This window comes from Micromonospora mirobrigensis (assembly GCF_900091555.1).
Taxonomy (GTDB): domain Bacteria; phylum Actinomycetota; class Actinomycetes; order Mycobacteriales; family Micromonosporaceae; genus Micromonospora; species Micromonospora mirobrigensis.
In genome coordinates, this window is sequence record NZ_FMCX01000007.1 from 25168 (window position 1) to 49428 (window position 24261).

General features: G+C 73.3%; 22 protein-coding genes. 13 read left to right on the forward strand and 9 right to left on the reverse strand.

The window, feature by feature from the left end:
* The first annotated feature begins 18 nt into the window (after positions 1 to 18).
* The 6 genes from GA0070564_RS21910 to GA0070564_RS21935 all read left to right on the forward strand — a co-directional run bounded on the left by GA0070564_RS21910 (position 19) and on the right by GA0070564_RS21935 (position 7294).
* The gene (locus GA0070564_RS21910) at positions 19 to 975 is read left to right on the forward strand and encodes a carbohydrate ABC transporter permease (RefSeq protein WP_091611821.1); all 957 of its coding nucleotides are present in this window, start codon (positions 19 to 21) and stop codon (positions 973 to 975) included.
* Positions 972 to 1880 carry a carbohydrate ABC transporter permease gene (locus GA0070564_RS21915; protein ID WP_091611826.1) on the forward strand — a complete coding sequence of 303 codons (909 nt, stop codon included), beginning with the start codon at positions 972 to 974 and terminating at the stop codon, positions 1878 to 1880. Before GA0070564_RS21910 ends, GA0070564_RS21915 begins: the two co-directional genes overlap by 4 nt.
* Positions 1877 to 4090, forward strand: coding sequence for an alpha-galactosidase (locus GA0070564_RS21920; RefSeq protein ID WP_091611831.1), 2214 nt, complete (start codon positions 1877 to 1879; stop codon positions 4088 to 4090). Before GA0070564_RS21915 ends, GA0070564_RS21920 begins: the two co-directional genes overlap by 4 nt.
* 227 nt (positions 4091 to 4317) lie before the next feature.
* Positions 4318 to 5247: a hypothetical protein gene (locus tag GA0070564_RS21925; RefSeq protein ID WP_091611834.1), complete on the forward strand. Its 930-nt coding sequence runs from the start codon at positions 4318 to 4320 to the stop codon at positions 5245 to 5247.
* 95 nt (positions 5248 to 5342) lie between these two features.
* Positions 5343 to 6671: a sensor histidine kinase gene (locus tag GA0070564_RS21930; protein WP_091611837.1), complete on the forward strand. Its 1329-nt coding sequence runs from the start codon at positions 5343 to 5345 to the stop codon at positions 6669 to 6671.
* Entirely contained in the window at positions 6668 to 7294 is a 627-nt protein-coding gene (locus GA0070564_RS21935; protein WP_091611840.1) for a response regulator transcription factor, read from the forward strand. Before GA0070564_RS21930 ends, GA0070564_RS21935 begins: the two co-directional genes overlap by 4 nt.
* Before the next feature lie 17 nt (positions 7295 to 7311).
* Here the strand turns inward: GA0070564_RS21935 and GA0070564_RS21940 are convergent, their stop codons facing one another.
* Positions 7312 to 7881 carry a hypothetical protein gene (locus GA0070564_RS21940; RefSeq protein WP_091611844.1) on the reverse strand — a complete coding sequence of 190 codons (570 nt, stop codon included), beginning with the start codon at positions 7879 to 7881 and terminating at the stop codon, positions 7312 to 7314.
* A gap of 106 nt (positions 7882 to 7987) precedes the next feature.
* The gene (locus GA0070564_RS21945; protein WP_091611848.1) at positions 7988 to 9406 is read right to left on the reverse strand and encodes a cellulase family glycosylhydrolase; all 1419 of its coding nucleotides are present in this window, start codon (positions 9404 to 9406) and stop codon (positions 7988 to 7990) included.
* A gap of 459 nt (positions 9407 to 9865) precedes the next feature.
* Here GA0070564_RS21945 and GA0070564_RS21950 point away from each other — a divergent pair, with 459 nt between their 5' ends.
* The 3 genes from GA0070564_RS21950 (at position 9866) to GA0070564_RS21960 (ending at position 14596) form a co-directional block, all read left to right on the forward strand.
* Positions 9866 to 12655 carry an FtsX-like permease family protein gene (locus GA0070564_RS21950; protein WP_342672572.1) on the forward strand — a complete coding sequence of 930 codons (2790 nt, stop codon included), beginning with the start codon at positions 9866 to 9868 and terminating at the stop codon, positions 12653 to 12655.
* Positions 12656 to 12794: 139 nt separating this feature from the next.
* Positions 12795 to 13757 (forward strand): TIGR03557 family F420-dependent LLM class oxidoreductase, encoded by a 963-nt coding sequence (locus GA0070564_RS21955; RefSeq protein ID WP_091611858.1) that lies wholly within the window; start codon positions 12795 to 12797, stop codon positions 13755 to 13757.
* On the forward strand, positions 13754 to 14596 hold the full coding sequence (locus tag GA0070564_RS21960; RefSeq protein WP_245670149.1) for an alpha/beta fold hydrolase: 843 nt from the start codon (positions 13754 to 13756) through the stop codon (positions 14594 to 14596). Before GA0070564_RS21955 ends, GA0070564_RS21960 begins: the two co-directional genes overlap by 4 nt.
* Before the next feature lie 190 nt (positions 14597 to 14786).
* On the opposite strand, the gene GA0070564_RS21965 is transcribed toward GA0070564_RS21960, so the two are convergent.
* The 7 genes from GA0070564_RS21965 to GA0070564_RS21995 all read right to left on the reverse strand — a co-directional run bounded on the left by GA0070564_RS21965 (position 14787) and on the right by GA0070564_RS21995 (position 20954).
* Complete coding sequence (locus GA0070564_RS21965) at positions 14787 to 15395, reverse strand: hypothetical protein (protein ID WP_141714832.1); 609 nt, start codon at positions 15393 to 15395, stop codon at positions 14787 to 14789.
* Between the two features lie 254 nt (positions 15396 to 15649).
* Positions 15650 to 16453 carry an endonuclease/exonuclease/phosphatase family protein gene (locus tag GA0070564_RS21970; RefSeq protein WP_091611864.1) on the reverse strand — a complete coding sequence of 268 codons (804 nt, stop codon included), beginning with the start codon at positions 16451 to 16453 and terminating at the stop codon, positions 15650 to 15652.
* Between the two features lie 7 nt (positions 16454 to 16460).
* Positions 16461 to 17951: a phosphatase PAP2 family protein gene (locus GA0070564_RS21975; protein WP_091611868.1), complete on the reverse strand. Its 1491-nt coding sequence runs from the start codon at positions 17949 to 17951 to the stop codon at positions 16461 to 16463.
* A gap of 83 nt (positions 17952 to 18034) precedes the next feature.
* Positions 18035 to 19036, reverse strand: coding sequence for a YihY/virulence factor BrkB family protein (locus tag GA0070564_RS21980; protein ID WP_091611873.1), 1002 nt, complete (start codon positions 19034 to 19036; stop codon positions 18035 to 18037).
* On the reverse strand, positions 19029 to 20036 hold the full coding sequence (locus tag GA0070564_RS21985) for a diacylglycerol/lipid kinase family protein (protein WP_091611877.1): 1008 nt from the start codon (positions 20034 to 20036) through the stop codon (positions 19029 to 19031). Before GA0070564_RS21985 ends, GA0070564_RS21980 begins: the two co-directional genes overlap by 8 nt.
* Positions 20037 to 20139: 103 nt before the next feature.
* Positions 20140 to 20718: a Clp protease N-terminal domain-containing protein gene (locus GA0070564_RS30265; protein WP_091611881.1), complete on the reverse strand. Its 579-nt coding sequence runs from the start codon at positions 20716 to 20718 to the stop codon at positions 20140 to 20142.
* Positions 20718 to 20954 (reverse strand): HTH domain-containing protein, encoded by a 237-nt coding sequence (locus GA0070564_RS21995; protein WP_091611884.1) that lies wholly within the window; start codon positions 20952 to 20954, stop codon positions 20718 to 20720. Before GA0070564_RS21995 ends, GA0070564_RS30265 begins: the two co-directional genes overlap by 1 nt.
* 84 nt (positions 20955 to 21038) lie before the next feature.
* Between GA0070564_RS21995 and GA0070564_RS22000 the strand changes: the two genes are divergently transcribed.
* The 4 genes from GA0070564_RS22000 to GA0070564_RS22015 all read left to right on the forward strand — a co-directional run bounded on the left by GA0070564_RS22000 (position 21039) and on the right by GA0070564_RS22015 (position 24171).
* Positions 21039 to 21824, forward strand: coding sequence for a PP2C family protein-serine/threonine phosphatase (locus GA0070564_RS22000; RefSeq protein WP_218104980.1), 786 nt, complete (start codon positions 21039 to 21041; stop codon positions 21822 to 21824).
* 46 nt (positions 21825 to 21870) lie between these two features.
* Positions 21871 to 22434 carry a TetR/AcrR family transcriptional regulator gene (locus GA0070564_RS22005; RefSeq protein WP_091611888.1) on the forward strand — a complete coding sequence of 188 codons (564 nt, stop codon included), beginning with the start codon at positions 21871 to 21873 and terminating at the stop codon, positions 22432 to 22434.
* A complete protein-coding gene (locus GA0070564_RS22010) occupies positions 22431 to 23255 on the forward strand; it encodes an oxidoreductase (protein WP_091611891.1) in 825 nt (274 codons plus the stop codon). The genes GA0070564_RS22005 and GA0070564_RS22010 overlap by 4 nt, the downstream gene beginning before the upstream one ends.
* 91 nt (positions 23256 to 23346) lie before the next feature.
* Entirely contained in the window at positions 23347 to 24171 is an 825-nt protein-coding gene (locus GA0070564_RS22015) for a universal stress protein (RefSeq protein ID WP_091611895.1), read from the forward strand.
* Positions 24172 to 24261: the final 90 nt, after the last annotated feature.

Below are 24261 nucleotides of genomic sequence, written 5' to 3' on the forward strand. Positions count from 1 at the left end.
GCGAGAGGGGAAGGACCCGTGTCCGACCTGCCCCTGATCCAAGCGGATCGCGCCGTACCGCCGCCGGCCGCGGCCACCTCCAAGGGTGGCCGGGGTCGCCGGCTGCGGCTCCTGTCCCGCACCGACCGCGTGGTGATCACGCTGATGGTGCTCGTACCCCTGCTGCTCGTCGTCGCCCTGGTCTGGTTGCCGGCCGCCGCCACCGTGCTGCTCTCCGGCACCGACTGGGACGGCATCGGCCCGATCGGTGAGATCGACTGGGTGGGTCTGAAGAACTACGACGACGTGGTGAACATCTACCCGCCGTTCGTGCCGGCGGTGCAGAACAACCTGCTCTGGCTGGCGGCGCTCTTCGTGGTCGCCACCCCGTTCGGCATGTTCCTCGCCGTCCTGCTCGACAAGGAGCTGCGCGGCAGCCGGTTCTACCAGACCGCCCTCTACCTGCCGGTGGTGCTCTCGCTGGCGCTGATCGGCTTCGTCTGGCAGCTGATCTACTCCCGCGACCAGGGCCTGCTCAACGCCGTGCTGGGCACCAACACCGACTGGTACGGCGACCCGAACGTGAACATCTGGGCGGTGCTCTTCGCCGCCGGCTGGCGGCACGTCGGGTACATCATGCTGCTCTACCTGGCCGGCCTGAAGGGCGTCGACCCGTCGCTGCGGGAGGCCGCCGCGGTGGACGGCGCCTCGGAACCCGCCACCTTCTTCCGGGTGGTCTTCCCGGTGATGCGGCCGATCAACATCATCGTGCTGGTGGTGACGGTGATCGAGTCGCTGCGCGCCTTCGACCTGGTCTGGGTGATCAACAAGGGTCGCAACGGCTTGGAGCTGCTCTCCGCGCTGGTCACCTCCAACGTGGTGGGTGAGGCCAGCCGGATCGGCTTCGGCTCGGCGCTGGCGACCATCATGCTGGTCGTCTCGCTGGTCTTCATCACCGTCTACCTGACCACCGTGATGCGGGAGGACCGGCGATGACCGCGACCCTGACCCGGCCGGCGAATGCCGACATCCCGGCGCCCGCCCGCCGACCGGTCCGTCCGGCCCGGGTGGTGCTGCACGTCTTCCTCGCCGCGGTGGCGGTCGGCTGGCTCTTCCCGATCATCTGGGCGGTGCTGACCTCGCTGCGGTCCTACGAGTACACGGCCCGCAACGGATACGTCTCACTCGGCGGCTGGACGCTGGACAACTACGTCACGGCGTGGAAGACCGCCGAGTTCGGCAAGCACTTCCTCAACTCGGTCTACATCACCGTCCCGGCCGTGCTGCTCACGCTCTTCCTGGCCTCCTGCGTGGCCTTCGTGATCGCCCGGTTCAGTTGGAAGCTCAACATCGTCCTGCTGGGGCTCTTCACCGCGGCGAACCTGCTGCCGCAGCAGGCCCTGCTGATCCCGCTGTTCCGGCTCTTCACGCAGGTGCCGCTGCCGGCGTGGATGAGCGACTCGGAGCTGCTCTACGACAGCTACTGGGGGCTGATCCTGGTAAACGTGGCCTTCCAGTGCGGCTTCTGCGTCTTCGTGCTGAGCAACTACATGAAGGCCCTGCCGCACGAGCTGTACGAGGCCGCGATGGTCGACGGAGCGAGCGTGTGGCGGCAGTACTGGCAGGTGACCATGCCGCTGTGCCGGCCGGCGCTGGCGGCCCTGGCCACCCTGGAGGTCACCTGGATCTACAACGAGTTCTTCTGGGCGACCGTGCTGATGCGAAGCGGGGACAAGCTCCCGGTGACCAGCTCGCTGAACAACCTGCGCGGCGAGTTCTTCACCGACAACAACCTGGTCTCGGCCGGCTCGGTGCTGGTCGCGATCCCCACCCTGGTGATCTTCTTCCTGTTGCAGAAGCAGTTCGTCCGGGGCCTGACGCTGGGAGCCTCGAAGGGATGATCGTCCACCTGCGCCGCGCGCGGACCAGCCTGGTGCTCGACGCGCGCGGCACCGGCCTGCCCCGGATCGTGCACTGGGGCGCCGACCTCGGGCCGCTCGGCGACGACGACCTGGCCGCGCTTGTCGACGCCACGATCCCACCGGTGGTGCCGAGCAGCTTCGACGCGCCGACGGTGCTGTCGCTGCTGCCCGAGGCGAGCGCCGGCTGGAGCGGGCGACCGGGTCTCGCCGGTCACCGCTCCGGCCGGGACTGGTCGACGGCGTTCCGCCTCATCGGCGTCGACGTCGTCGAGGAGCCGGCCGCCCCGGCCGACGGCGGCGAGGTGCCGGCCGACGGCGGCAAGGTGTTAACAGGGGGCCCTTCCTATACCGGAGGCGTTAACCGGGGGCCCCTCCTTGCGACCGTGCGGGCGGCGGACCCGGGCGCGGGTCTCTCGCTGAGGGTCGAGCTGACGCTCGACCCGGCCGGGCTGCTCACCCTGCGGCACCGGCTGCGCAACGACGGCGACACCCCCTACGAGCTGCGGGAGCTGACCGCGGTGTTGCCGGTCCCGCCGGTCGCCACCGAACTGCTCGACCTGACCGGCCGCTGGTGCCGGGAACGCGCCCCGCAGCGGCACCCCTGGCCGATGGGCACCTGGCTGCGCGAGGGCCGGCACGGGCGCACCGGCCACGACGCCACCCTGCTGCTGGTCGCCGGGACACCCGGCTTCGGCTTCGGGCACGGCGAGGTCTGGGCGGTGCACACCGCCTGGAGTGGCGACCACCTGACGTACGCCGAACGGCGCCCCACCGGCGACGCCCTCCTCGGCGGCGGCGAACTGCTCGCCCCGGGCGAGATCGTCCTGGCACCCGGCGAGGAGTACGCCACTCCCCTGCTCCACGCCGTCCACTCGACCACCGGGCTGGACGGGCTCAGCGACGTGCTGCACACCCACCTGCGGGCTCGCCCCGGCCACCCGCGTACGCCCCGACCGGTCACCCTCAACGTGTGGGAGGCGGTCTACTTCGACCACGACCTGGACCGGCTGACCGCGCTGGCCGACCGGGCCGCCGAGGTGGGGGTGGAACGGTTCGTCCTCGACGACGGCTGGTTCGCCGGCCGCCGGCACGACCGGGCCGGGCTCGGCGACTGGTGGGTCGACCCCGACGTCTGGCCGGACGGGCTGCAACCCTTGATCGACCATGTCCGCTCCCGCGGCATGCAGTTCGGGCTCTGGGTCGAGCCGGAGATGGTCAACCCCGACTCGGAGCTGTTCCGCGCCCACCCCGACTGGGTGCTCCAGGCCCCCGACCGGCTGCCCCTGCCGTGGCGGCACCAGCAGGTGCTCGACCTGGCCCATCCGGCGGCGTACGAGCACGTGCTGTCCCGGCTGGACGCGGTGCTGCGCGGGCACGACGGCATCGCGTACCTGAAGTGGGACCACAACCGGGACCTCACCGAGGCCGGCCACCGCGGCCGGCCGGGGGTGCACGGGCAGACCGTGGCCGCCTACCGGCTGCTGGACGAGCTGCGCGCCCGGCACCCGGGGCTGGAGATCGAGAGCTGCTCCTCCGGCGGGGCCCGGGTGGACCTGGAGATCCTGCGCCGCACCGACCGGGTCTGGGCCAGCGACTGCAACGACGCCCTGGAACGGCTGGCCATCCAGCGCTGGACCGGGCTGCTGCTCCCGCCGGAGCTGGTCGGCAGCCACATCGGGCCGACCCGCTCGCACACCACCGGACGCGTTCACGACCTGGGTTTCCGGGCGGTCACCGCGCTCTTCGGCCACCACGGCATCGAGTGGGACATCGGCGCGATCTCCCCGGCCGAGCGGGCCGAACTGGCCGCGTGGGTCGCGCTGCACAAGCGGCTGCGCCCGCTGCTGCACGCCGGCCGGGTGGTCCGGGTCGACCACCCCGACCCGGCCGTCCAGGCGCACGGCGTGGTCGCCCACGACGGTTCCCACGCCGTGTACGCGGTGGCCCGGCTGGCCACCAGCGCCGCGCAGGTGCCCGGCCCGGTCCGCCTGCCCGGGCTCGACCCGGCGCGGCGCTACCGGGTCCGGCCCGCCGACGGGGTGCCGGAGCCGGCGCTGTTGCAGCTCGCCGAGCCGGGCTGGTCGCCCGGGGTGACGCTGCCCGGCGCGGTCCTGGCCACGGTCGGATTGCAGCTGCCCGCCCTGCACCCGGAACAGGCGCTGCTGCTGGAGGTGACGGCGGCCGACTGAGGTCCCGGCAGCGCTCGGATGGTCAGGCCGGGTTCCCGGTCTGCCGCAGCGCCCGGACGGCAGCGGCACCCGGGAGAAACCTCCGCGTCGCCGAGGGGTGACGGCGGGGCCGGCGCGAACCACTGTCCGCCTCCTCCCCTGGTAGGAGGCGGCGCTCGGACCGCAGGCCGCGATCGGGGCCCGAGGTCGGGCGCGCCCGGCGGATCCGGTCAGCAGCATCTACAGGCATGACTACCGCAGTGCACCGGGCGGCACACTGGCACCGCCCCCTGATGGTCTTCGTGTCGGTGATGGCGTTGCTCGCCGTCGTCGCCGCGGTCGGCATCGTCGCCGACCCGCGCGTGCTCCTCGGCGCGCCGATCTGGCTCAAGCCGTTCAAGTTCGCCGTCTCCTTCGTGCTGTACGGCACCACCCTGGCCTGGATGCTCTCCCTGCTGCCCCGGCGCAGCCGGCTGGCGGACCGGGCGGGCACCGTCGTCGTCGCGATGTCGGTGGCCGAGATGGTGGTGATCGTCGGACAGGTGCTGCGCGGCACCACCAGCCACTACAACGAGACGACACCGCTGAACGCCGCGCTGTGGCAGGCGATGGGCGCGTCGATCATGGTGCTGTTCGTGGCGCACCTGGTCATCGGCATCGTGGTGCTGCGCCGGCCGCTCGCCGACCGCACCGCCCGGTACGCGGTCGGACTGGGCCTCGGCCTGACGTTGCTGGGCATGCTGGCGGCCGTGCCGATGGTGCTGCCCAGCCGGGCACCGGGGATCGAGGGGGTCGCCGGGGCGCACAGCGTGGGTGTCGCCGACGGCGGGCCGGGATTGCCGCTGGTCGGTTGGAGCACCGTCGGCGGGGACCTGCGGATCGGGCACTTCGTGGGACTGCACGCCCTCCAGGCGCTGCCGATCCTGGCGATCCTGCTGAGCCGGTTCGGCCGCACCTGGCTCGACGAGCGTCGCCGGGTGCGGCTGCTGGTCGTCGCGGGTGGGGCCTACGGCGTACTCACGGTGTTGTTGACCTGGCAGGCGTTGCGCGGGCAGCCGCTGCTGCGCCCGGACGCGCTCACCCTGGCCGCCTGGGCGGGACTGGTGGCGGCGACCGCGATAGCGGCCGGCGTGGTGGCGGCGGGCCGGAGTCGCCCGGCAATGGCGCTGGCCGGATGACCGGCACCGGGCACCGGGCACCGGGCACCGGGCACCGGGCACCGGGCACCGGCCAACGATCGCGGTCGCCGAGCCGCGGCGCCTAGGCTGACCCGATGGGATGGCTGGGGCGACTGTTCGACGCGCGGGACACGTTCGCGCGGGTGCTGCTGCTCGACCTCAGCGGCGTCGGCTATCTGCTCTTCGGCACCCACGACGGACGGGCGCCGACGCTCACCCAGTGGGTCCTCGCGGTCGTCGCGTTCGCCGTCGTCCTGGTGCTGCACCGCCGGCCGCTGGTCAACCTGCTGGTCCAGGCCGCCTTGCTGGCGCTCGCCATCCAGCTGGTCGACGACACGACGATCAACCAGGTGGGCGCCAGCTGGGCGCTGGTCGAGCTGGCCATCTGGGCGCAGCGGCCGCGGACCGTCTGGCTGGCCGCCGCGCTGCTCGCCGTGGTCGACCTGACCGACTCGATCGGCGACCCGTTCCGGCGGGTCCTCTCCGGCGTGTTCGGGCTGACCGTGGAGGTCGGCCTGCCGCTGCTGCTCGGCCTGGTCATCCGGACCACCGGGGAACTCGGCCGGCAGGCGGCGGACCGGGCGGCGGAGGAGCAGCGCCGGCGGGAGTCGGAGAGCCGCGCCGCGCGCGCCGAGGAACGCAGCGCCATCGCCCGCGAACTGCACGACGTGGTCGCGCACCACGTGGCGTCGATGGTGCTGCGGGTCGGCGTGGCCCGGCACGTGCTCACCGACCTGGATCCGCGGGTGGGCGCGGTCTTCGACGACGTGCACGGCACGGGGACCGCCGCCCTGGCGGACCTGCGCCGGCTGGTCGCGGTCCTGCGCGACCCCGACGGGGTACGCGGCGACGCGGCCCTGACCGCGATCGAGCCGTCGGCCGTCCCGGCGGCGCTGGGCGCGGCGGTCGACCGGGCCCGGCAGGCCGGGATCACCGTGGAGGCCGACGTCGACCCGGCGGTCGGCTCCCTCGACGCGGTCCGGGGCCTGGCGGTGCTGCGGCTGACCCAGGAGGCGCTGACCAACGTGGCCAAGCACGCCGGTACGTCCGCCCGCGCCCGCCTGTCGGTCGCCGTGGTCGACGGGGCCGTGCACTGGGAGGTGTCCGACGACGGGCGTGGTCAGGTGGCCGCGACGGTGCCGTCCGTCGGCGGCCACGGGATCACCGGCATGCGGGAGCGGGTCGAGGTCCTCGGGGGTGTGCTGGCGGCGGGCCCGGCCAGGACGGGCTGGCGGGTGGCCACCGTCCTGCCGGTCGTCGGCTCCCGGCCGGTGGTCGCCCCCGCCGGCGCTCCGAGCCCGGCGTCAGCCCACGCAGCCACGTCCGCGCCGCTGCCGCCACCACCCCGGGAAGCCACGCTCGCCTCCCTGCCGGTGTCACCCGGCGAGGCCGGGCCCGCGCCGCTGCCGGCGGGGCCCGCGTGATCCGGGTCCTGCTGGTGGACGATCAGCACCTGATCCGGGCGGGTCTGCGCATGCTCTGCGACGCCCAGCCGGACATCGAGGTCGTCGGCGAGGCCGACAACGGCCGTGACGCGGTCGCCGTCGCCGGGCGGCTCGTCCCCGACGTCGTGGTGATGGATCTGCGGATGCCCGGCGTCGACGGGATCACCGCGACCAGCCGCATCCTCGCCGACCGGCCCGCCACCCGCGTCCTGGTGCTGACCACGTTCGGCGACGACGACCACCTCTATCCGGCGCTGACCGCGGGTGCGTGCGGGTTCCTGCTCAAGGACGCGCCCCCGGCGGAACTGCTCGACGGCATCCGCCGCGCCGCCGGTGGGGACAGCCCGTTCAGCCCGGAGGTGCTGCGCCGCCTGGTGCAGCGCGCGGTGCACGCCCGGGCCGGGACGCCTCCGCCGGCCCCGGGGCTGACCGCGCGGGAACGGGACGTGCTGGACCTCGTAGCCGAGGGGCTGTCCAACGCGGAGATCGCCGACCGGCTGCACATCGGCGTCACCACGGTGAAGACCCACATCACCAGCCTGATGACCAAGACCAACAGCCCCAACCGGGTACGCCTGGCCCTGTTCGCCCGCGGCGCCTGAGCCGGGCGGACGCCGGCTCAGCGCGTCGTGGCCACCACGTCGCGCAGTGCCAGGGCCACGGTCGCGTACAGCGCCGCCCCGGAGCCGACCCCCGCCACCAGGGCGACCGCGTCCGCTCCACCACCGAGGGCGTGGACCAGGAACCCGGCCAGCCCGAGGACCGTCATCACCACGCCCAGCCAGTGGAAGCGGGGCATCCGCCAGATCCATCCGAGGCCGAAGAAGTGCACGCCGACCACCACCGCCACCCAGGCGACGGCCAGTGCCGGCCGGTCCAGGACCCGGTTGATGACGTTCAGGCCGCCGAACAGGGCGACCACCTCGATGGCCACGATGATCCAGTAGCGACGATCCATGAAGCCGGCCGCGGGACCGCCGGTGACGACGGCGGGCGCCCGTCGGCCCACCCGCAGCAGGGCGACGACGAGGAGCGCGGCAACCAGAATGCCGGCCACCCGGATCACCAGCGGCCACGGCGCGGCCAGGCCACCGCTGTTGACCAGCACGAAGACCGTGCCGAACGAGATCGCGACCAGCGAGCCGACCACCAGTCCGCTGGGCCGTCGCCCGGTCTGCGGCGTCGTCATGTCAGCATCCTCCCCAGGTCCGCCGCGCGGCCCGGCACGCGGCCTGCGGAGCGTACGCGAAAGGAAGGTGGCCGGGTCCGCGCGGACCCGGCCACCCGGTGGTACGTCAGCTCGCGGTGCAGCTCACCGCGGGCTTGGCGTTGGTGGCGTTGTTCCAGCTGGCGATGAAGCCGAAGGTGGTGCTGGCGCCGGCGCCCACCGTGGCGTTGTAGTCGACGTTGCGGGCGGTGTACGACGAGCCGGAGTGGCTGATCGTGGCGCTCCACGACTGGCTGACGGTCTGCCCGTTGGCGAAGGTCCAGTAGGTCGTCCAGCCCTTGAGCGCCGACGAGCCGGCGGTCACCTTGATCTCGGCCTGGAAGCCGTCCTGCCAGCTGTTGACGATCGTGTAGCTGGCGGTGCAGCCGGTGCTGGTCGGCGGCGTGGTGGTCGGCGGCGGGTCGGTGGGCGGCTGGCTCGGGCTGGTCGTCGGCGAGGGGCTGGTGGTCGGGCTCGGGCTGGTCGTCGGGCTGGGGCTGGTCGTGGGGCTCGGGGTGACGCCCGAGTAGACCGAGGCCTCCTTCGCGGTGGCCTTGATGCCGTTGGCGCCGTTGAAGATCCGCTGGCCCCAGCTGGTCAGCCGGTTGGGGTCGAAGGAGGTGGCCATGTCGAGGTATTCGACGCCGCCGCCGTTGCCGCTCCACGACCAGCCGAGGTAGCCGATCCCGTTGGCCTGGGCGTAGGACATGATGGTGTCCTCGTCCGGGTTGCCGTCGGAGTGGTTGAAGCCGAACTCGCCGACCACGATGGGCAGCCCGGCGCTGCGGAACCGGCCCAGGTAGTCGGTGATCTCCGCGGCGGTGTCGAAGACGCCGTACATGTGGATGTCGAAGACGGTGTTGCGCGCCGGGTCGGCGTTGAACACGGTGGAGGCGTTGTCGCGCATGGTGAACGACCAGTCCTGACCCCAGTTCGGGCCGTCGACCAGGAGGGTGTTGGCGATGCCGCCGGCCCGCAGTTTCTTGATGGCGTTGGCGGTGTCGTTGGTCCAGGCGCCGTAGTTCTGGTTGCCGAACGGCTCGTTGCCGATATTGACGATGACGTACTTCTCCTGGCCCTGCAGCGCGCTGGCGACGCTCAGCCAGTAGCTGGCCGCCCGGTCCAGGGTGGTCGCCGCGCCGTCCTCGCCGTAGCCGGTGGTGTCGTGCGCCTCCAGCACGCAGATCAGCTTGTTCTGCCTGCACAGCGAGATGACGTTGGCGACGTCGGCGGTGTCGTTCTTGGCCCAGCGGTCGCCGGTGGCCAGCACCACCCGGACGGTGTTCGCGCCGAGGGCCTTGATGTTGGCGAACGAGTTGGTGTACTGCGGGTACCAGGTGTGCGCGTGGTTGACGCCGCGCATCACGAACTCGTTGCCGTTGGCGTCGTAGAGCTTGCCGTTGGCGACCGAGAAACCGGCCGCCGCGTGCGCCGGCTGGCCGAACGCGAACACGGCGGTGAGGGCCGTCAGCAGCGCGGCGGCCGCGACGGAGAGCTTCTTTCTCATGGCATTCCTCAGGAGGTGTCTCCCCCGTGCCCAAGGGGGTGCGGTGGTGGTGACAAACGGAAGCGGCTGCAGCCCGACAGCCGCCGCCCGGCTCCCGGCGGCGCACGGTCAGCGTAGGCAGCCGAGGCGGTGAAAGCAACCGGTTAAGTGGATGCGTCGGCGGTGGGACGTCCTGCGGTGACCCGTTTGGACACGGGTCACCGCAGGGGCGGTCATCCCCACCACAGGATGTGCGCCACCCCGGCCTTAACCGGTTAAGGCGAACCCTAGGCAGCAACCACGATGCGGGTCAAGGTCGGGGCCGATCGAAATGATCCGTATCGACTGTTGATGAGTGGATGTCCAGATCCGCAGTGAGTGCGTCCCGAGCCCGACCGGGACCGGTCGAGCAGCGTCGGACCCGGAAGATGACCCGATCACCCGACACGGAGAAGGCTGGAGTGGGAGCCGATGGTGCGGATGGTCTGGGCCCAGCTTCGGCACGCCCGCGGCAGGAGCGCCGGCGTGCTCGCCGCCGTGTTGCTGGCCACCACCGGTTTCGTCGTCCTGACAGGCGCCTCCACCACCTCCAGGCTGGAGGCGATCGGCGCGTTCGACGCTCGGTTCCGGCCACCGTACGACATCCTGGTCCGCCCGGCGGGTGCTCCGGCCCACGGCCCCCTGCGTGCCGACCAGACGGTCGCCACGGACGCCGGGATCGGCCTGGACCAGTGGGACCGCATCCGGCAGGTCCCCGGCGTGGAGGTGGCCGCCCCGCTGGCCGTCCTCGGCGTCGCCCAGGTGACGCCCAGGACGTCGATGGACCTCACCGAGTTGGTGGACCGCCGCGCGGAGCGACAACTCATCAGGGTCACGCCGGTGGTGCGGGCCGAGCGGGGACTCACCCGGCTGGCCGCGGCGCCGCTCTACGTCTACGTGTCGCGGCGCCCTCTGGTGCCGCTCGCCGAACTGGGCCGGAAACTCGTCTACACCGACGGGACCAGGGTCGACCCCACCACGTCCGGGCTCCAGTGCCCGGGCACCGGTGGCGGAGGGCCGTTGGAGGTGTCACCCGACGGCGCGCGACGGCAGATCTGCACCACGGTGGCCGGCAGCACCGATCCTGCGCTCCAACGGACCCAGGCCAGCCCGGTGCAGGCGTTCCAACTGCTGCCGGACGGCCGGTTCCGAGCGGCCAGCGTCCTCACCGTGGGACGGCCGGAGAGTGTCATCCCCCGTACCCGTCGGCTGACGGTGAACCTGACGTCCGGGATGCCGATGGTGCTCGCGGCGATCGACCCGGTGACGGAAGCCCGGCTGCTGGGTCTGGACGGCGCGGTACGGGCCGGGCGCTACCTGCGACCGGACGAGGCGGCGAGGCGGAACCAGACCGGGCCGACCCTGCCCGTGCTGGCCGCGACCGACCCCGGTATCGACCAGCAGATCGAGGTGGGGGCCACCCGTCTCGCGGGGCGGTACGTCGACGAGGTGACCACCGGCGGACCGGCGGCGTGGCAACGACTGCATCGTGCGGACGGAACGGCGACCCGCACCACCCCGTACGACCTGGCGAGTGCGTATCGGAGCACCGTCGGCGCGGCGCTGACTCCGGGGGCGCAGCCACTTGCGTACGTCGACTCCCTGCTGCGCCCGGGGCCGCCCGCCTACGTCGGGGATTCCGACGGTGGTCACCGCGTGCTGCCGGCCGATCCCCAGATCCGGCCGGCACTGGACGCCGAGGCCCTGGACGGCTGGTCCTTCCAGTCCTGGTTCTTCGGCAGGACGGTCCGGCGGGAGGAGACGTCCCGGCCGCTGGCCCGGCTCGGGGGCGAGTGGGCCGTCGAACCGGTGGGCCTGTTCGATCCGGCTGCCGCCACCGTCGACGACGCCCATGCCGGCCTGGACAACTACCGGCAGCAGGCGCCGGACGGTGCGGACTCGCGAAGCCGCCACCTGCTCGGCGCGCGGGGCCTGCTGCCGAACGACGACCCGCTGGGTTATCCCGGTCTGGTGCCGACGCTGCTGACCTCGCTGACCGCCGCTCGACCGCTGCTGGCCGCCGAGCCTGGGTTGGCGGAAAGGCCGCTGAACGCGATCAGGGTGCGGGTGGCCGGGATACAGCGGTTCGACGCGGTCGCCCGCGAGCGGGTGCGAATGGTCGCCGACGAGATCGTCCGCCGGACCGGTCTGGACGTGCAGATCGTCCTCGGGTCGTCGGCCGTACCCGCGACCGTGCGGCTCCCCCCTGGCCAGCAGGGCCGACCGGAGTTGACGGTGCGGGAACGCTGGACGAAGCAGGGCGTGGCGACGCAGATTGTCACGGCGGTCGACCGGAAGAACATGGTCCTTCTCGGGCTGCTGCTGGTGGTCTGCGGCTTCCTGGTCGGCAACGCGGTGTCGACCGCCGTCCGGGGCCGGTCGCGGCAGCTGGCCCTGCTCGCGTGCATCGGATGGCCGGCATGGCGCCTCGGCGCACTCGTCCTCACCGAGGCGGTCACCCTGGGGCTCATGGCGGGTCTGGCCGGGGCCGCCGTCGCGATCCCGGCGGCCTGGCTGGTCGGCGTGCAGATCTCCTTCCGTACCGCGCTGCTGTGCGTGCCGGTCGGCGCCCTGCTGACCGCCGCGGCGAGCGTGGCTCCCGCCGTACGCGCCGCCCGGGCCCGGGCCGCGACCGCGCTGGTCCGCACGGCGGTGGCCCCCCGCCGGCGGGGCGCGAGGAGCGGCACGGTGTCGGGCATGGCCCGGGCCAACCTGGCCCGGGTACCGGCGCGTACCACCGCCGCCGCGGCCAGCCTGGCCCTCGGGGTGGGATCGGTCGTACTCGTCGCCGCCGCCACCTGGGCCTTCCAGGACGGCATGGTCGGCTCGCTGCTCGGCCGGGCCGTGTCCGTGCAGGTACGGCGGATCGATGTCGTCGCCACGGCCGGTGTGCTGCTGTTCGGTCTGCTCGGCACCGCCGACGTGATGTATCTGAACGTCCGGGACCGGGCTGCCGAGTTCGCCACCCTTCGGGCCATCGGCTGGCCCGACACCGCACTGTATCGACTGGTGTTCCACGAGGCCGCCGGCATCGGCCTGCTCGGCGCCGGGGCAGGCGTCCTGGCTGGCGTCGGCACGACCGCTTTGCTCGTCGGCGGACTCGACGGGCGGATCATGTCGCTGGCGATCGGCACCGGCGCGGCGGCGGTGCTGCTCGCCACCCTCGCCGGTGTGGTCCCGGCCGTGCTGCTCCACCGGCTGCCCCTGGCCCAGCTGCTCACCGAGGAGTGACGCCGGACCGACGACGTCGCGCGCCCCGCCCGGCATCGGCGTCAGGCCCGTTCGGGGGTGGCTCTCAAGCGGACACGAGGGTTGCCGGCCGCCCGCCGGGGTACTTCCCGCAAAGATCCGCCCCGGGAGGAGAACCACCATGGTCAGCGTCGGATACACCCTGATGAGCGAGCAGGCCGGCCCGAAGCAACTGGTCGACCACGCCGTACGCGCCGAGGCAGCCGGCTTCGACCAACTGGTGATCTCCGACCACTACTACCCGTGGCTGGACTCCCAGGGCCACTCCCCGTACGCCTGGTCGGTGCTCGGCGCGGTCGCGCACGCCACCAACCGGGCCGAGCTGATGTCCTTCGTGACCTGCCCGATCCGGCGGTACCACCCGGCCGTCGTGGCGCAGAAGGCCAGCACCGTCGGGGTGCTCTCCGACGGCCGGTTCACCCTCGGCCTCGGCGCCGGGGAGAACCTCAACGAGCACGTGGTCGGCGGCTGGCCGCACGTGCAGCAGCGGCACGAGATGTTCTCCGAGGCGCTCCAGATCATCCGGCCGCTGCTCAACGGCGAGACGCTGACCTTCTCCGGCAACCACTACGACGTGCCCGACGCCTACGTCTGGGACCGCCCGGCGCGGCCCGTGCCGATGGCCATCGCCGCCTCCGGCCGGCAGTCGGCCACCCTCGCCGCCGAGCACGGCGACGGCATCGTCGCCACCGAGCCCGACCGGCACATCATCGAGATGTACGACGACGCGGGCGGCGCCGGCCGGCCCCGCTACGGGCAGGTGGCGATCTGCTACGGCCCCGACGAGGCCGAGTGCCGCAAGATCGTGCACGACCAGTTCCGCTGGTTCGGACTGGGCTGGAAGGTCAACGCCGATCTGCCCGGCCCGGAGGGCTTCGCCGCCGCCACCCAGTTCGTCCGCGAGGAGGACGTGGCCGAGGGCATCCCCTGCGGGCCGGACGTCGAGCGGCACGTCGAGGCGTTCGCCAGGTTCGTCGACGCCGGCTTCACCCACGTCTCGATCGTCCAGGTGGGCGGCGAGACGCAGCCGATGTTCCTGGACTGGGCGCAGGAGCAGCTGCTGCCCCGGCTGCGGGAGCTGTGAACCTCCCCGTGCCGCTGAGCCGGGCCGGGCGGTTCGGCCCGGCGGAACTGCGCCTGGCGCTCGCCGCCCCCCGGCCCGCCGCCGGGCTGACCAGCGAGTGGCGACTGGTCGACGGGGTACGCACGCACACCCGCCGGTCCGCCACCGCCGACCCGGACGCCACGCCGGTGGTGCTGGTGCACGGCCTCGCCGTCTCGCACCGCTACCTCACCCCGCTGGCCGTCGCGCTGTCGGCGACCAATCCGGTGTACGTGCCGGACCTGCCCGGCTTCGGGCTGACCGAGCGCCCCGGCGCCGCGTACGACGTCCAGGGGCACGCGCAGTGGCTGGCCGGCTGGCTGGCCGCGTACCGGCTGCCCCCGGTCTGCCTGCTGGGGCACTCGTTCGGCGCGGAGGTGGCCACCGCGCTGGCCGCCCGCCACCCGCGGGCCGTACGCGCGCTGGTGCTGGCCGGGCCGACCAGCGACCCGGCCGCCCGGTCCCGCCGGGGCCAGTTCGGACGCTGGCTGCTGGACACCGCCCGGGAGGCGCCGTGGCAGATCCCGATCCTGCTCCGCGACGTGGCCGACGCCCGCCCCTGGCGGGTGTACGCCTCGCTCTCCCACTCGGTGCACAACGACGTCGAGGCCGACCTGGTCCGGGTGCGGGCGCCGACCCTGGTGCTCACCGGCGGCCGGGACACCGTCGTCCCGAGTTCCTGGCGGGACCAGGTGGCGCGACTCGTCCCGGACGCCCGGACGGTGACCGTCCCGGACGCCGCGCACAACGTCGTCACCACGGCGCCCACCGAGGTGGCCGCCGCGATCCGCGCCCTGCTCGTCCCGACTCCGACAAGGTGAACCCATGCGCTTCGGCAACACGGAGATCCGGCCGCTCGGCGGCGGCCTCGGCTGCCTGCTGATGATCCTCTTCTCGATCCTCGCCTCGGTGGTGCTGACCGTCCTGCTCAACCTGGTGCTCTGAGTCGCCGCCCCGGCCACCGACCGGGTGCGGTGGGTGCCCGCCGTGCCGCGGGCACCCACCGGACGATCACCAGTTCTCGTTGCAGGGCTCGGCGTTTCCGCCGGAGGTCCCGGTGCACTCCACCTGGGCGTTCGGGTAGACCTTCACGGTCATCGTCGAGGTGAAGTTGGCCAGGCCGAAGCTGGCCTCGCCACCCACGTTGAACGGGCTGGCACTGATCTTGAAGTCACCGTTGCGGCCCCAGCTGGCGGTGGTCACCAGCGTGTACGGGCCACCGACGGCGGTCGGCGGGGTGCCGGCCTTCTGGTAGCTCTTGCGTTCCAGGTTGGACGCCGCGCCGCCGGTCGTCCGGTCGGCGTTGCTGGTGGCGATGGTGGCGTAGGTGACCCGACTGAAGTTGGTGCACCACTCCACGTTCATCGTCATGTAGGCGGTCGTCGCGTTGAACTGCCCCACCTGCTGGTTGAAGATGTTGACCAGCGGGACGTTCAACTCGGTGACCGGGATCTTCACCTGGGTGCGGTACGCCGACGATCCGGCCGCCTGGGCGCACGGGCCCTGGTAGTTGCCGGAGTAGGTGGCGGCGCTGGCCGGCGGGGCGGCGACGGCGACCGCGCCGGCCACACAGCCGGCGGCGAGGACGGAACGGGCGAGGTTGCGGACTGCCCTGGACATGTGTCTTCACTCCTCGGGGTACGAGCGACCGGCGCCACCGGTCGCGGTTGGTGTTCTCTCGGCTGACATCCGGCAAGGTCGTCCGGCGTCCCCCTCCCGCACCGGGTCATCGATACATCGGTGCATGGGGATGCATGTCACCCATCCGGCCGGCCGCAAACCACCTGACCGGGGAAATTCCGGGCGCGATCCGGGCCCGGAGCCAGACCCGGGAACCGGCATCCGGGCCCCGAGCAGGGCTGGGAGCGCTCCGCTCAGCGATGCCGCAGGTCCAGCTCCACCAGCACCGGGTAGTGGTCCGAGGCGTGGTCGGTCTCCTCGTCGCGTACCACCCGGCAGTCCCGGGCCGCCGCCGCCACGGCCGGGGTGCCGAGCAGGTAGTCCAGCCGCATCCCGGAGAACTCCGCGCCGCCGTGCCGGGTGGGCACGGTCAGCCCGGCCGGGTCCGGCGCACCGGGCGAACCGGCCGCCCAGAGATCGACCAGACCCGCGGCGAGCAGCCGGGACACCGCCCGGGTGTCGACCGTACGGCCGTCGCGGCGCAGGTGCCGACGCCGGTAGTGTGCCGGCAGGCCGGCCAGCCGGTCGGTGTGGTCGACGCCCGGGGCGAGCGTGTTCAGGTCCCCGGCGAGCAGCGCCAGCCGCCCCGACCGGCGTACGGCGGCGGCCAGCCAGTCCGCCTCGGCCCGCCGGGCGCCCCCCAGGTACGGGTTGAGGTGGGTGCTCAGCACGGTCAACGGCCCGGCGTCGGTGGCGACCGCCAGCCGCGCGGCGGCGTGGTGGAACGGGCGGCGTACCCGGTCCCGGGAGAGCACCCGCAGCGGCGGCCGGACCAGCACCGCGACCGGCTGCCCGAAACAGGAGCGGGCCAGGTGGGGAAGCATCCCCACCCGGCCCGCCACGTCCCCCAGCAGGCCGTCCCGGTCGAAACCGCGCAGCTCCTGGAGGCAGAGCACGTCCGGACGTTGGGCGTCGACCACCCGGACCACCCGGTCCAGCCGGTCGACGCCGGCGTCCCGGCCGCCGGTCCGGATGTTCCAGGTCATCACCCGCAGCATGCGCGGGTCACTCCGGCCGGGCGGCCTTGGCCAGCTCGTCGTCGAGGGTGTGCACGTCCTCGGACTCGATGCTGGGCCGGTTGCCCTCGTACACGTCGGCGTTGGGCTTGACCACCCAGTAGAGCAGGCCGAGCCAGAGCGCGCCGAGCAGGATCGCGCCCATGAAGTCGGTGGGGTGGTGCATGCCCCGGTACATCCGGGAGGTGGCCACCCCGACCGGCATGATCACGGCCATCGCCACGAAGAGCCACCGCCACCAGCGGTCGGTCCGGGCGAAGACGATGATCGCCATCGCCGTCCAGAGGCAGATGGTGGCCGCGATGTGCCCGGACGGGAAGGACGAGGTGGGCATCTGCCCGTCCAGGTTCTCCACCGGCGGGCGCGGCCGCTCGACCACCCGGGCGCTGGCGAGGAAGAGGCTCAGCTCGCCGAACATCGCCAGCACCACGAAGAGCACCGGGCGCCAGCGCCGCCAGATCGCCAGCACGATCGGGCAGAACACCAGCGAGACCAGCAGGATCGCGTGGGTGTCGCCGAACTTGCTCCACCACCAGCTCAGGTCGGTCAGCGGGTCGGTGTGCCGGTCGGCGAACCAGCGCGGCACCTCGGTGTCCAGGGTGTCGAAGAAGGTGCCCTTGGCGTGGTAGCTGACGAACATGCCGAAGCCGTAGAGCGCGCCGAAGACCAGCACCCAGCCGACCACCAGCTCGGCGATCGCGGACCGCGGGTGAGCCAGGACGCGCTCCTCGTCCGGGGCGGGGCTGATCTCGTGCCCGGCCTCCGGCTCCAGCCCTTCGGACAGCGGCGGCACGGTCCGCCCCCGCTCCCGCCGCCAGAGCCGGAAGGCGTACGCGGTGAGGGCGAGCCAGAGCGCGCCCAGCAGCCAGCCCGCCAGCACGTCGGAGACGAAGTGCACGCCCAGCGCGACCCGGGTCAGCCCGACCAGGGCCACCAGCACCGCGACGATGGCGATCGCCGGCCTGCGCCAGCGGGGCGCCATCGCCGGCAGGAAGACCAGCAGCAGCGCACCGTACGCGACGAACGAGCCGAGCGCGTGGCCGCTGGGGAAGCTGTTGCCCGGCGCGCTGGCCACCGGGACGTCCACCACCGGGCGCAGCCGGCCGACCAGGGCCTTCAGCGACGGGTCGAGGATCAGCCCGCCGACCCCGGTGATGATCAGGTAGACCGCCAGCCGGGACTGCCTGCGGATCAGCAGGCCGATCACCGCGATGGTGACCAGCCAGATCAGCACCGGCCGCCCACCCAGGTCGGTGACCGCCTGGAGCACGGTCACCAGGGCGTGGTGCGGCGACACCAGGCCGTTGAACCACTCGGCGATGCCGTGGTCCACGTCGTAGAGCGGGCCCCACTTGAATCTGACCAGCATCAACAGCAGCCCGAAGGCCACCCCGACGGCGGCGATGCCGACCAGCCCGGCGACGCTGCGCTCGGCGAAATGCTCGAGCGGCTTGCGCCCCGACTCCTTGACCGCGGTCACCCCGCACCTCCTGTTTTGCGTCCCTGGCGAGCCGCGCTGTACCCGATTCGGACGGCGCGTACACCGGGGTACGGCGCGCCGGGTCAGAGCGCGGTCATCTCGCCGGTGTCCATCGCCTCGACCTGCTGGGCTTCCGGCTCCCACAGGTCGGGCTGGGCCGGCTGCGTGACGCCGATCCGCATGGCCTCCAACTGGGCGCCGAACGCCAGGCCGCCGAAGAGCGCCATGCCGGTCAGGTTGGCCCAGAGCAGCAGCGCCATCATCCCGGTCAGCGCGCCGTAGGTCTGGCCGAAGCCGCCGCTGTACTTCACGTACGCGGCCAGCATCAGGCTGGCCAGCCACCACAGGACGGTGGCGATGCCGGCGCCGAAGAACAACCAGGACAGCCCGGGCTGGTTGCGTCGGGGCGCGTGCCGGAACAGCACCGCCACGGCCAGCACGGTCAGCCCCAGGCTCAACGGCCAGCGGACCACGTCCCAGGTGACCTTGGCGACCGCGCCCCACTCGTAGTGGCGCTGCACCGACTCGCCCATGGCGTGCCCGCCGACCAGGATCAGGAAGCCGACCAGCGCGGGCAGGCCGGCGGTGACGGCGAGGATCGCGGCCCGCAGGTACTTCCACAGGGCGGGGCGGTCCCGCTCGACGCCGTAGATCCGGTTGGCGCCCCGTTCGATCTGGGCCATCGTGGTGGTCAACGCCACCAGCCCGGTGATCAGACCGAGGGTCAGCGCCAGCTCACCGGCGTGCTCGGTGCGCTCGCCCGCGACGAGCAGGTCCTGCACCACCTGCTCGCTCTGGCCGGGGGTGAGCGCCAGCACCGTGTCGGCGACGACCTGCCCGCCCTCCTCCACGCCCAGGTCGGTGATCAGACCGGTCAGCGCGATCATGAAGGGCACCACGGCCAGGCAGAGCTGCAACGCGAACGCCCGCGAGTGGCTGAACCCGTCGCCGTAGCGGAACCGGACGAAGGCGTCGCGCAGCAGCTGCCAGCCCCCGTGCCGGCGCAGCGTACGCCAGGCGTCGTCGGCGGAGAGCTCGTCCTGCGCCATCAACCGGGTCTCGGGGACCAGCTTGGTGCTACTCACGCTGGGCCTCCTTGATCAGCCTCTCGCCCCGCTCCGCCGCCGCGTCGGCGTCCACCGACAGGTCCGGGTGCTGCTCGGGGCGCGGCACGCAGAGCCAGAGCGACTGCGGCTTGATCTCGGCGACCAGCGAGCGACCCGGTTCGATCAGGTCGCCGTCGAGCTGCCGGGGCTGGGCCCGGTTGCTGGTGATCTCGACCTTGCGGGCCCGGAGCACCTCCAACCGGGGCACGCTGCCGCGCCGACGGACCAGGGCCCAGCCCATCGCCGCCCACTGCCGGATGGTGCGCGGGGTGAGCACGGCGACGTCCAGCCAGCCGTCGTCGGGCTCGGCGTCGGTGAGCAGGCGTACCCCGCCCTGGAGCCGGCCCACGTTGGCCACCAGCACCGACCTGGCGCGGCGGCGCACCGGCGGCTGGTCGTCGATCTTGATGGAGACCCGCATCGGCCGGTCCCGCAGGTGCTTGGCCGCGCCCACCACGTACGCCGGCCAGCCGATCCGCTTCTTGGTCGTCTCGGAGGTGGAGTCGAGCATCTGGGCGTCGAAGCCCATCCCCGCCATCACGGCGAAGCACTGGTCGTCGACCGCGCCCACGTCGAGCCGCCGCATGCCCCGTTCCACGGCGACCTCCAGCCCGGCGGCCAGGTCGTTGGAGAGGCCGAGGTTGGCGGCGAGCAGGTTCCCGGTGCCCTGCGGGAGGACGGCGAGCGCCGTGTCGGTGCCGGCGAGCGCGGTGACGCAGGCCATCACGGTGCCGTCGCCACCGCAGGCGAAGACGACCTCGGCGCCGGCCCTGACGGCCTCCTCGGTCTGGCCCCGGCCCGGGTCCTCGACGGTGGTCTCGTGCCAGGTCGGTGCGGGCCAGCCGGCTGCGGCGAGGGCGTCGTCCACCGTGCGACGGAACTCGTCGAGATCGGTCACCTTCGAGGGGTTGACCACCACCGCCGAGCGCGGCGCGGGGTTGTCGGCGGTCACCGGACGCTTGTCATCTCCACCATCCACGGCGCAAGTGTGCAGCAGATCCGCCCGGTCAGCGAGCCGACCGGGCGGGAGGTTGCATGGACCGCAAAGAGGTTTACCGCGGCGGCACGCTGGGCGGGGGCGGTCAGGCCGCCGTCCGCAGCGCCGCCTCGACCCGGCGGCGCAGGTCGGCCAGGTCCACTCCGGCCTCGGTGAGCACCAGCGCGCCCAGTCCGCCGCCCTCGCGGAGCAGCCCGAGCAGCAGGTGTTCGGTGCCGATGTGGCGGTGGCGCAGGGCGAGCGCCTCGCGCAGCGCCAACTCCAGGGACTTCTTCGCCCGTCCTGAGAAGGGCCCGCGGGCGGGCCGGCGCCGACCCCAGCGGCGACGGGGTGGTGGCGGCTCGCGAAGCGCGTCGGGGCCGAAGGACTCCTCGATCCGGGCCACGATGGCGGCCAGGTCGATGCCGATCTCACGGAGTGCAGCGGCGTCCGCCTCGGCGAGGCCGGCCCCGCCCCCGGCGGTGTGCCGCCGGATACGCCCGCGCAGGTCGTCCGCGTCGGCGCCGGCGTCGGCGAGCAGCCGGGTGGCCAGCGCGTCGCGGTCGGCGAGGATGCCGAGCAGCAGGTGCTCGGTGCCGACCGGCCGGGCGGCGCCGTCGGCCCGGGCCTCCTCGACCGCCAGTCGGACGACCGTACGGGCCCGGTCGGTGAACCGTTCGAACATCATTTCTCCCAGGTGCCTGGCACCGCCGGTCGCCCGGCGTGCTTCTTGTGGACCGCCTGCCGGCTGACCTCGAGCGCGTCGGCGATCTCCTGCCAGGACCAGCCCTGCCGTCGGGCGTTGTCCACCTGGACCACCTCCAGCCGTTCGAGGAGCCGGCGCAGGGCGAGCACCGCGCGGAGCCCGACCCGGGGGTCGGTGCTGCCGGCGTCCGCCGCGAGTTGCGTAGCCTGACTCATGCCTGTCAACTTACGTTGACAGGCCCCGCGTTGTCAACCCCGGTTGACGCCCGTCGGCGACCTTTCCGGTGCTAGCGTCAGCCCGTGCGCCTGCACCGCCGCTCCGACCGGCCTCACCCGCAGACCCGGCGGCACGCCGTCGGCCGCATCGAGCTGGAGATCGTCGGGGCCACCGTGGTGGGCGACCGCTACCCGGCCAACTTCGACGTGCTGCACGTCGACCCGGAGCTGCCCTTCGCCGCGGTGATCGACGGCATGGGCTCCGGCGAGGGCAGCCGGCTGGCCGGCGCCACCACCGCCGCCAGCCTGGTGGGCCGGCTGCACGCCGACTGGCCCGAGGTGAACGCCCGGTCGCTGCGGGCCGCCGTCGTCGAGGCGCAGACCCGGGTACGCGCCGCCGGCGCCCCGCTGCACGAACTGACCGGCTGCACCCTCACCGCCCTGGTCGCCGAGCCGGACGGCGGGCAGGCGTGGATCGTGCAGCTCGGCGACTCGCGGGCCTACCGGCTGCGCGACGGGCTGCTGGAGCTGTTCACCGTCGACCACACGGCGGCCTGGCTGGGCCTGCTGCACGGCTGGTACGCGGCCGACTCCCCCGAGGCGGCCCGGGCCCGCTACCAGCTGCTGCGCTACGTCGGGCATCCCGAGTCACCGGACGCCGACCTGATCGCCACGCCGCTGCGCCCGGGCGACACCTGGCTGCTCTGCACCGACGGGGTCAGCGACCAGGTGGACTACCACCTGCTGCGCGAGTTCCTGGCGGACCCCCGGGCCGACCAGGGGGTCCGGGACCTGCTGCTCGCCACGCTCGACGACGGCGGTGACGACAACGCCACCGCCGTCGTGATCCGCGTGCACCGGACGGGGTGACCGGGAACACCGTGACAGTCTGACAAACTGTGCAATCATTGTCAGCATGTCAACGGACCGGCTGGACGCCATCCTCACCGCCGCGTACGAGTGCTTCACCCGGCACGGCATCCGGCGCACGACGATGGACGACATCGCCGCCGCGGCCGGGATGTCCCGCCCGGCGGTCTACCAGTACGTCCGCAACAAGGACGACGCCTACCGGCGGCTCGCCGAGCGGCTCTTCGCCGCCTCGCTGGCGCAGGCCCGGGCCGCCGCCACGGCGTCCGACGAGTCCGTCACCCAGCGCCTCCAGGCCGTGCTGGGCGCGAAGCTGGAACTCACCCTCGGCCTGCATCGGGACAGTCGGCACGCCGCCGAACTGCTCGACGCCAGCGGCAAGCTCACCGGCGACCTCTCCGAGGCGTACACCCGGGAGCTGACCGACGTGGTGGCCGCCGCCCTGGCCGACACCGCCGGGCCGCGGGCCCACGCGGTGGCCGAGGTGCTGGTCGCGCTCACCCGCGGCCTGGAGGCCGACCTCACCGACCCCGACCTGCCCCGGCAGCGGCTGCGCGACGGCGTCGCGCTGCTCGTCGCCGGCCTCACCCGACCGGGAGACCCGTCATGACCACCGTCCTGATCACCGGCACCTCCTCCGGCATCGGCCGGGCCACCGTCGCCCGGCTCGCCCGCCGCCCCGACCTCACCGTGTACGCCACCGCCCGCAAGGTCTCGGCGATCGCCGACCTGGCCGACACCGGCGCCCGGATCCTCCCCCTGGACGTCACCGACGAGGAGTCGATGCGCGCCGCCGTCGCCGCGATCGAGGCCGAGCACGGCCAGGTCGACGTGCTGGTCAACAACGCCGGCTACGGGGAGTACGGCCCGATCGAGGAGACCCCGATGGAGCGGGTCCGGGCCCAGTTCGAGACCAACGTCTTCGGGCTCAGCCGGCTCACCCAGCTCGTCCTGCCCGGGATGCGCCGGGCCGGCCGGGGCCGGATCGTCAACATCAGCTCGATGGGCGGCCGGCTGGTCTTCCCCGGCGGCGGCTACTACCACGCCAGCAAGTACGCGGTCGAGGCGATCTCCGACGCCCTGCGCCAGGAGGTGCGGCCGTTCGGCATCGACGTGGCCATCGTCGAGCCCGGGCTGATCCGGACCGGCTTCGGCGCGGTCGCCAGCTCCTCCCTCGGCGCGGGGGCGGCCCCGGACGGCCCCTACCGCAAGATGGTCACCGCCGTCGACACCGCCATGGCCAAGTCGTACGAGAACCCGATGCTCGCCGCCACCCCGGACGCGGTGGCCCGGGTGATCGAGCACGCCGTCACCGCCCGCCGGCCGCGCACCCGCTACCTGGTCACCGCCGCCGCCCGGCTCATGGTGCACAGTCGCCGGCTCTTCGGCGCCCGGGCGTTCGACGCGGTGAACCGCCTCCAGTTCCGCTGAGCCGATCCCGCCCCACCACCCCGACACCGGCACTACGCTCGGTCACGACAGCGTGCCGTGCCGTGCCCGGCGTCGGGGAGGTGAGGGGCGGATGACCACACCCGCCGACGCGTCGGTCGTGGCCGCGGTCGGCCCCGCCGAGGAGTCGATGCAGGTGGTCCGGCTGGCCGCCCGTGAGGCCGCCGCGCAGGGGCGGTCGTTGAGCCTGCTGCACGCCTTCAACTGGGAGGCGGCGTTCGACTCCCCCGGCGGGGTCACCCGGGCCGGGGCCGAGGACCTGATCGAACGGGCCGCCGCGGCAGCCAACGACGCCGAACCGGCGGTGCCGGTCAGTGGCGAGATCGTCGAGGGGTCACCGGTGCAGGCGCTGATCCGCCGCTCCGAGTCGGCGTACCTGGTCGCCCTCGGCGACGGCGGGATGGCCGGCTGCGGCGCCTGCGTACCGGCCGACGCCCCGGCGGTCCAGGTGGCCGCCCGGGCCGACTGCCCGGTGCTGGTGGTACGCCCGCAGCCACCGCCGGCGGGGCCGGTGCTGGTCGGGGTGGACGGCTCCGCCAGCTCGCGGACCGCCCTGGCCTTCGCCTTCGACTGCGCCGACCGGCGCTCCGCCCGGGTGCTCGCGATCCGGGTGCTGGAACCGGGCCGGCACGACGGCGAGCAGATGCTCGTCCAGGCGGTGGCCCGGGCCGCCCGGCGCCACCCGGCGGTGGCCGCCGAGTGCCACACCATCGAGGGTGACCCGGGCACCGTCCTGCTGGAGCAGTCCCGCTCCGTGCAACTGGCCGTGGTCGGTGCGCGCGGCGACGAGCCGTGGCGCGGCATGCTCGGCGCGGTGAGCCAGTCCCTGCTCTACCACTCGCCCTGCCCCGTCATCGTCGTGCGTGGATCGGTTTCCGCGCCGCCGGACGGGGCATGACGCCCTCGAGGGCCGGGACCAACGGCCCTGATCATCGTGCGACGCCACCGGCGAAGCTGGACCGGCCCGGCCGAACTGGCGCTTCCGGGT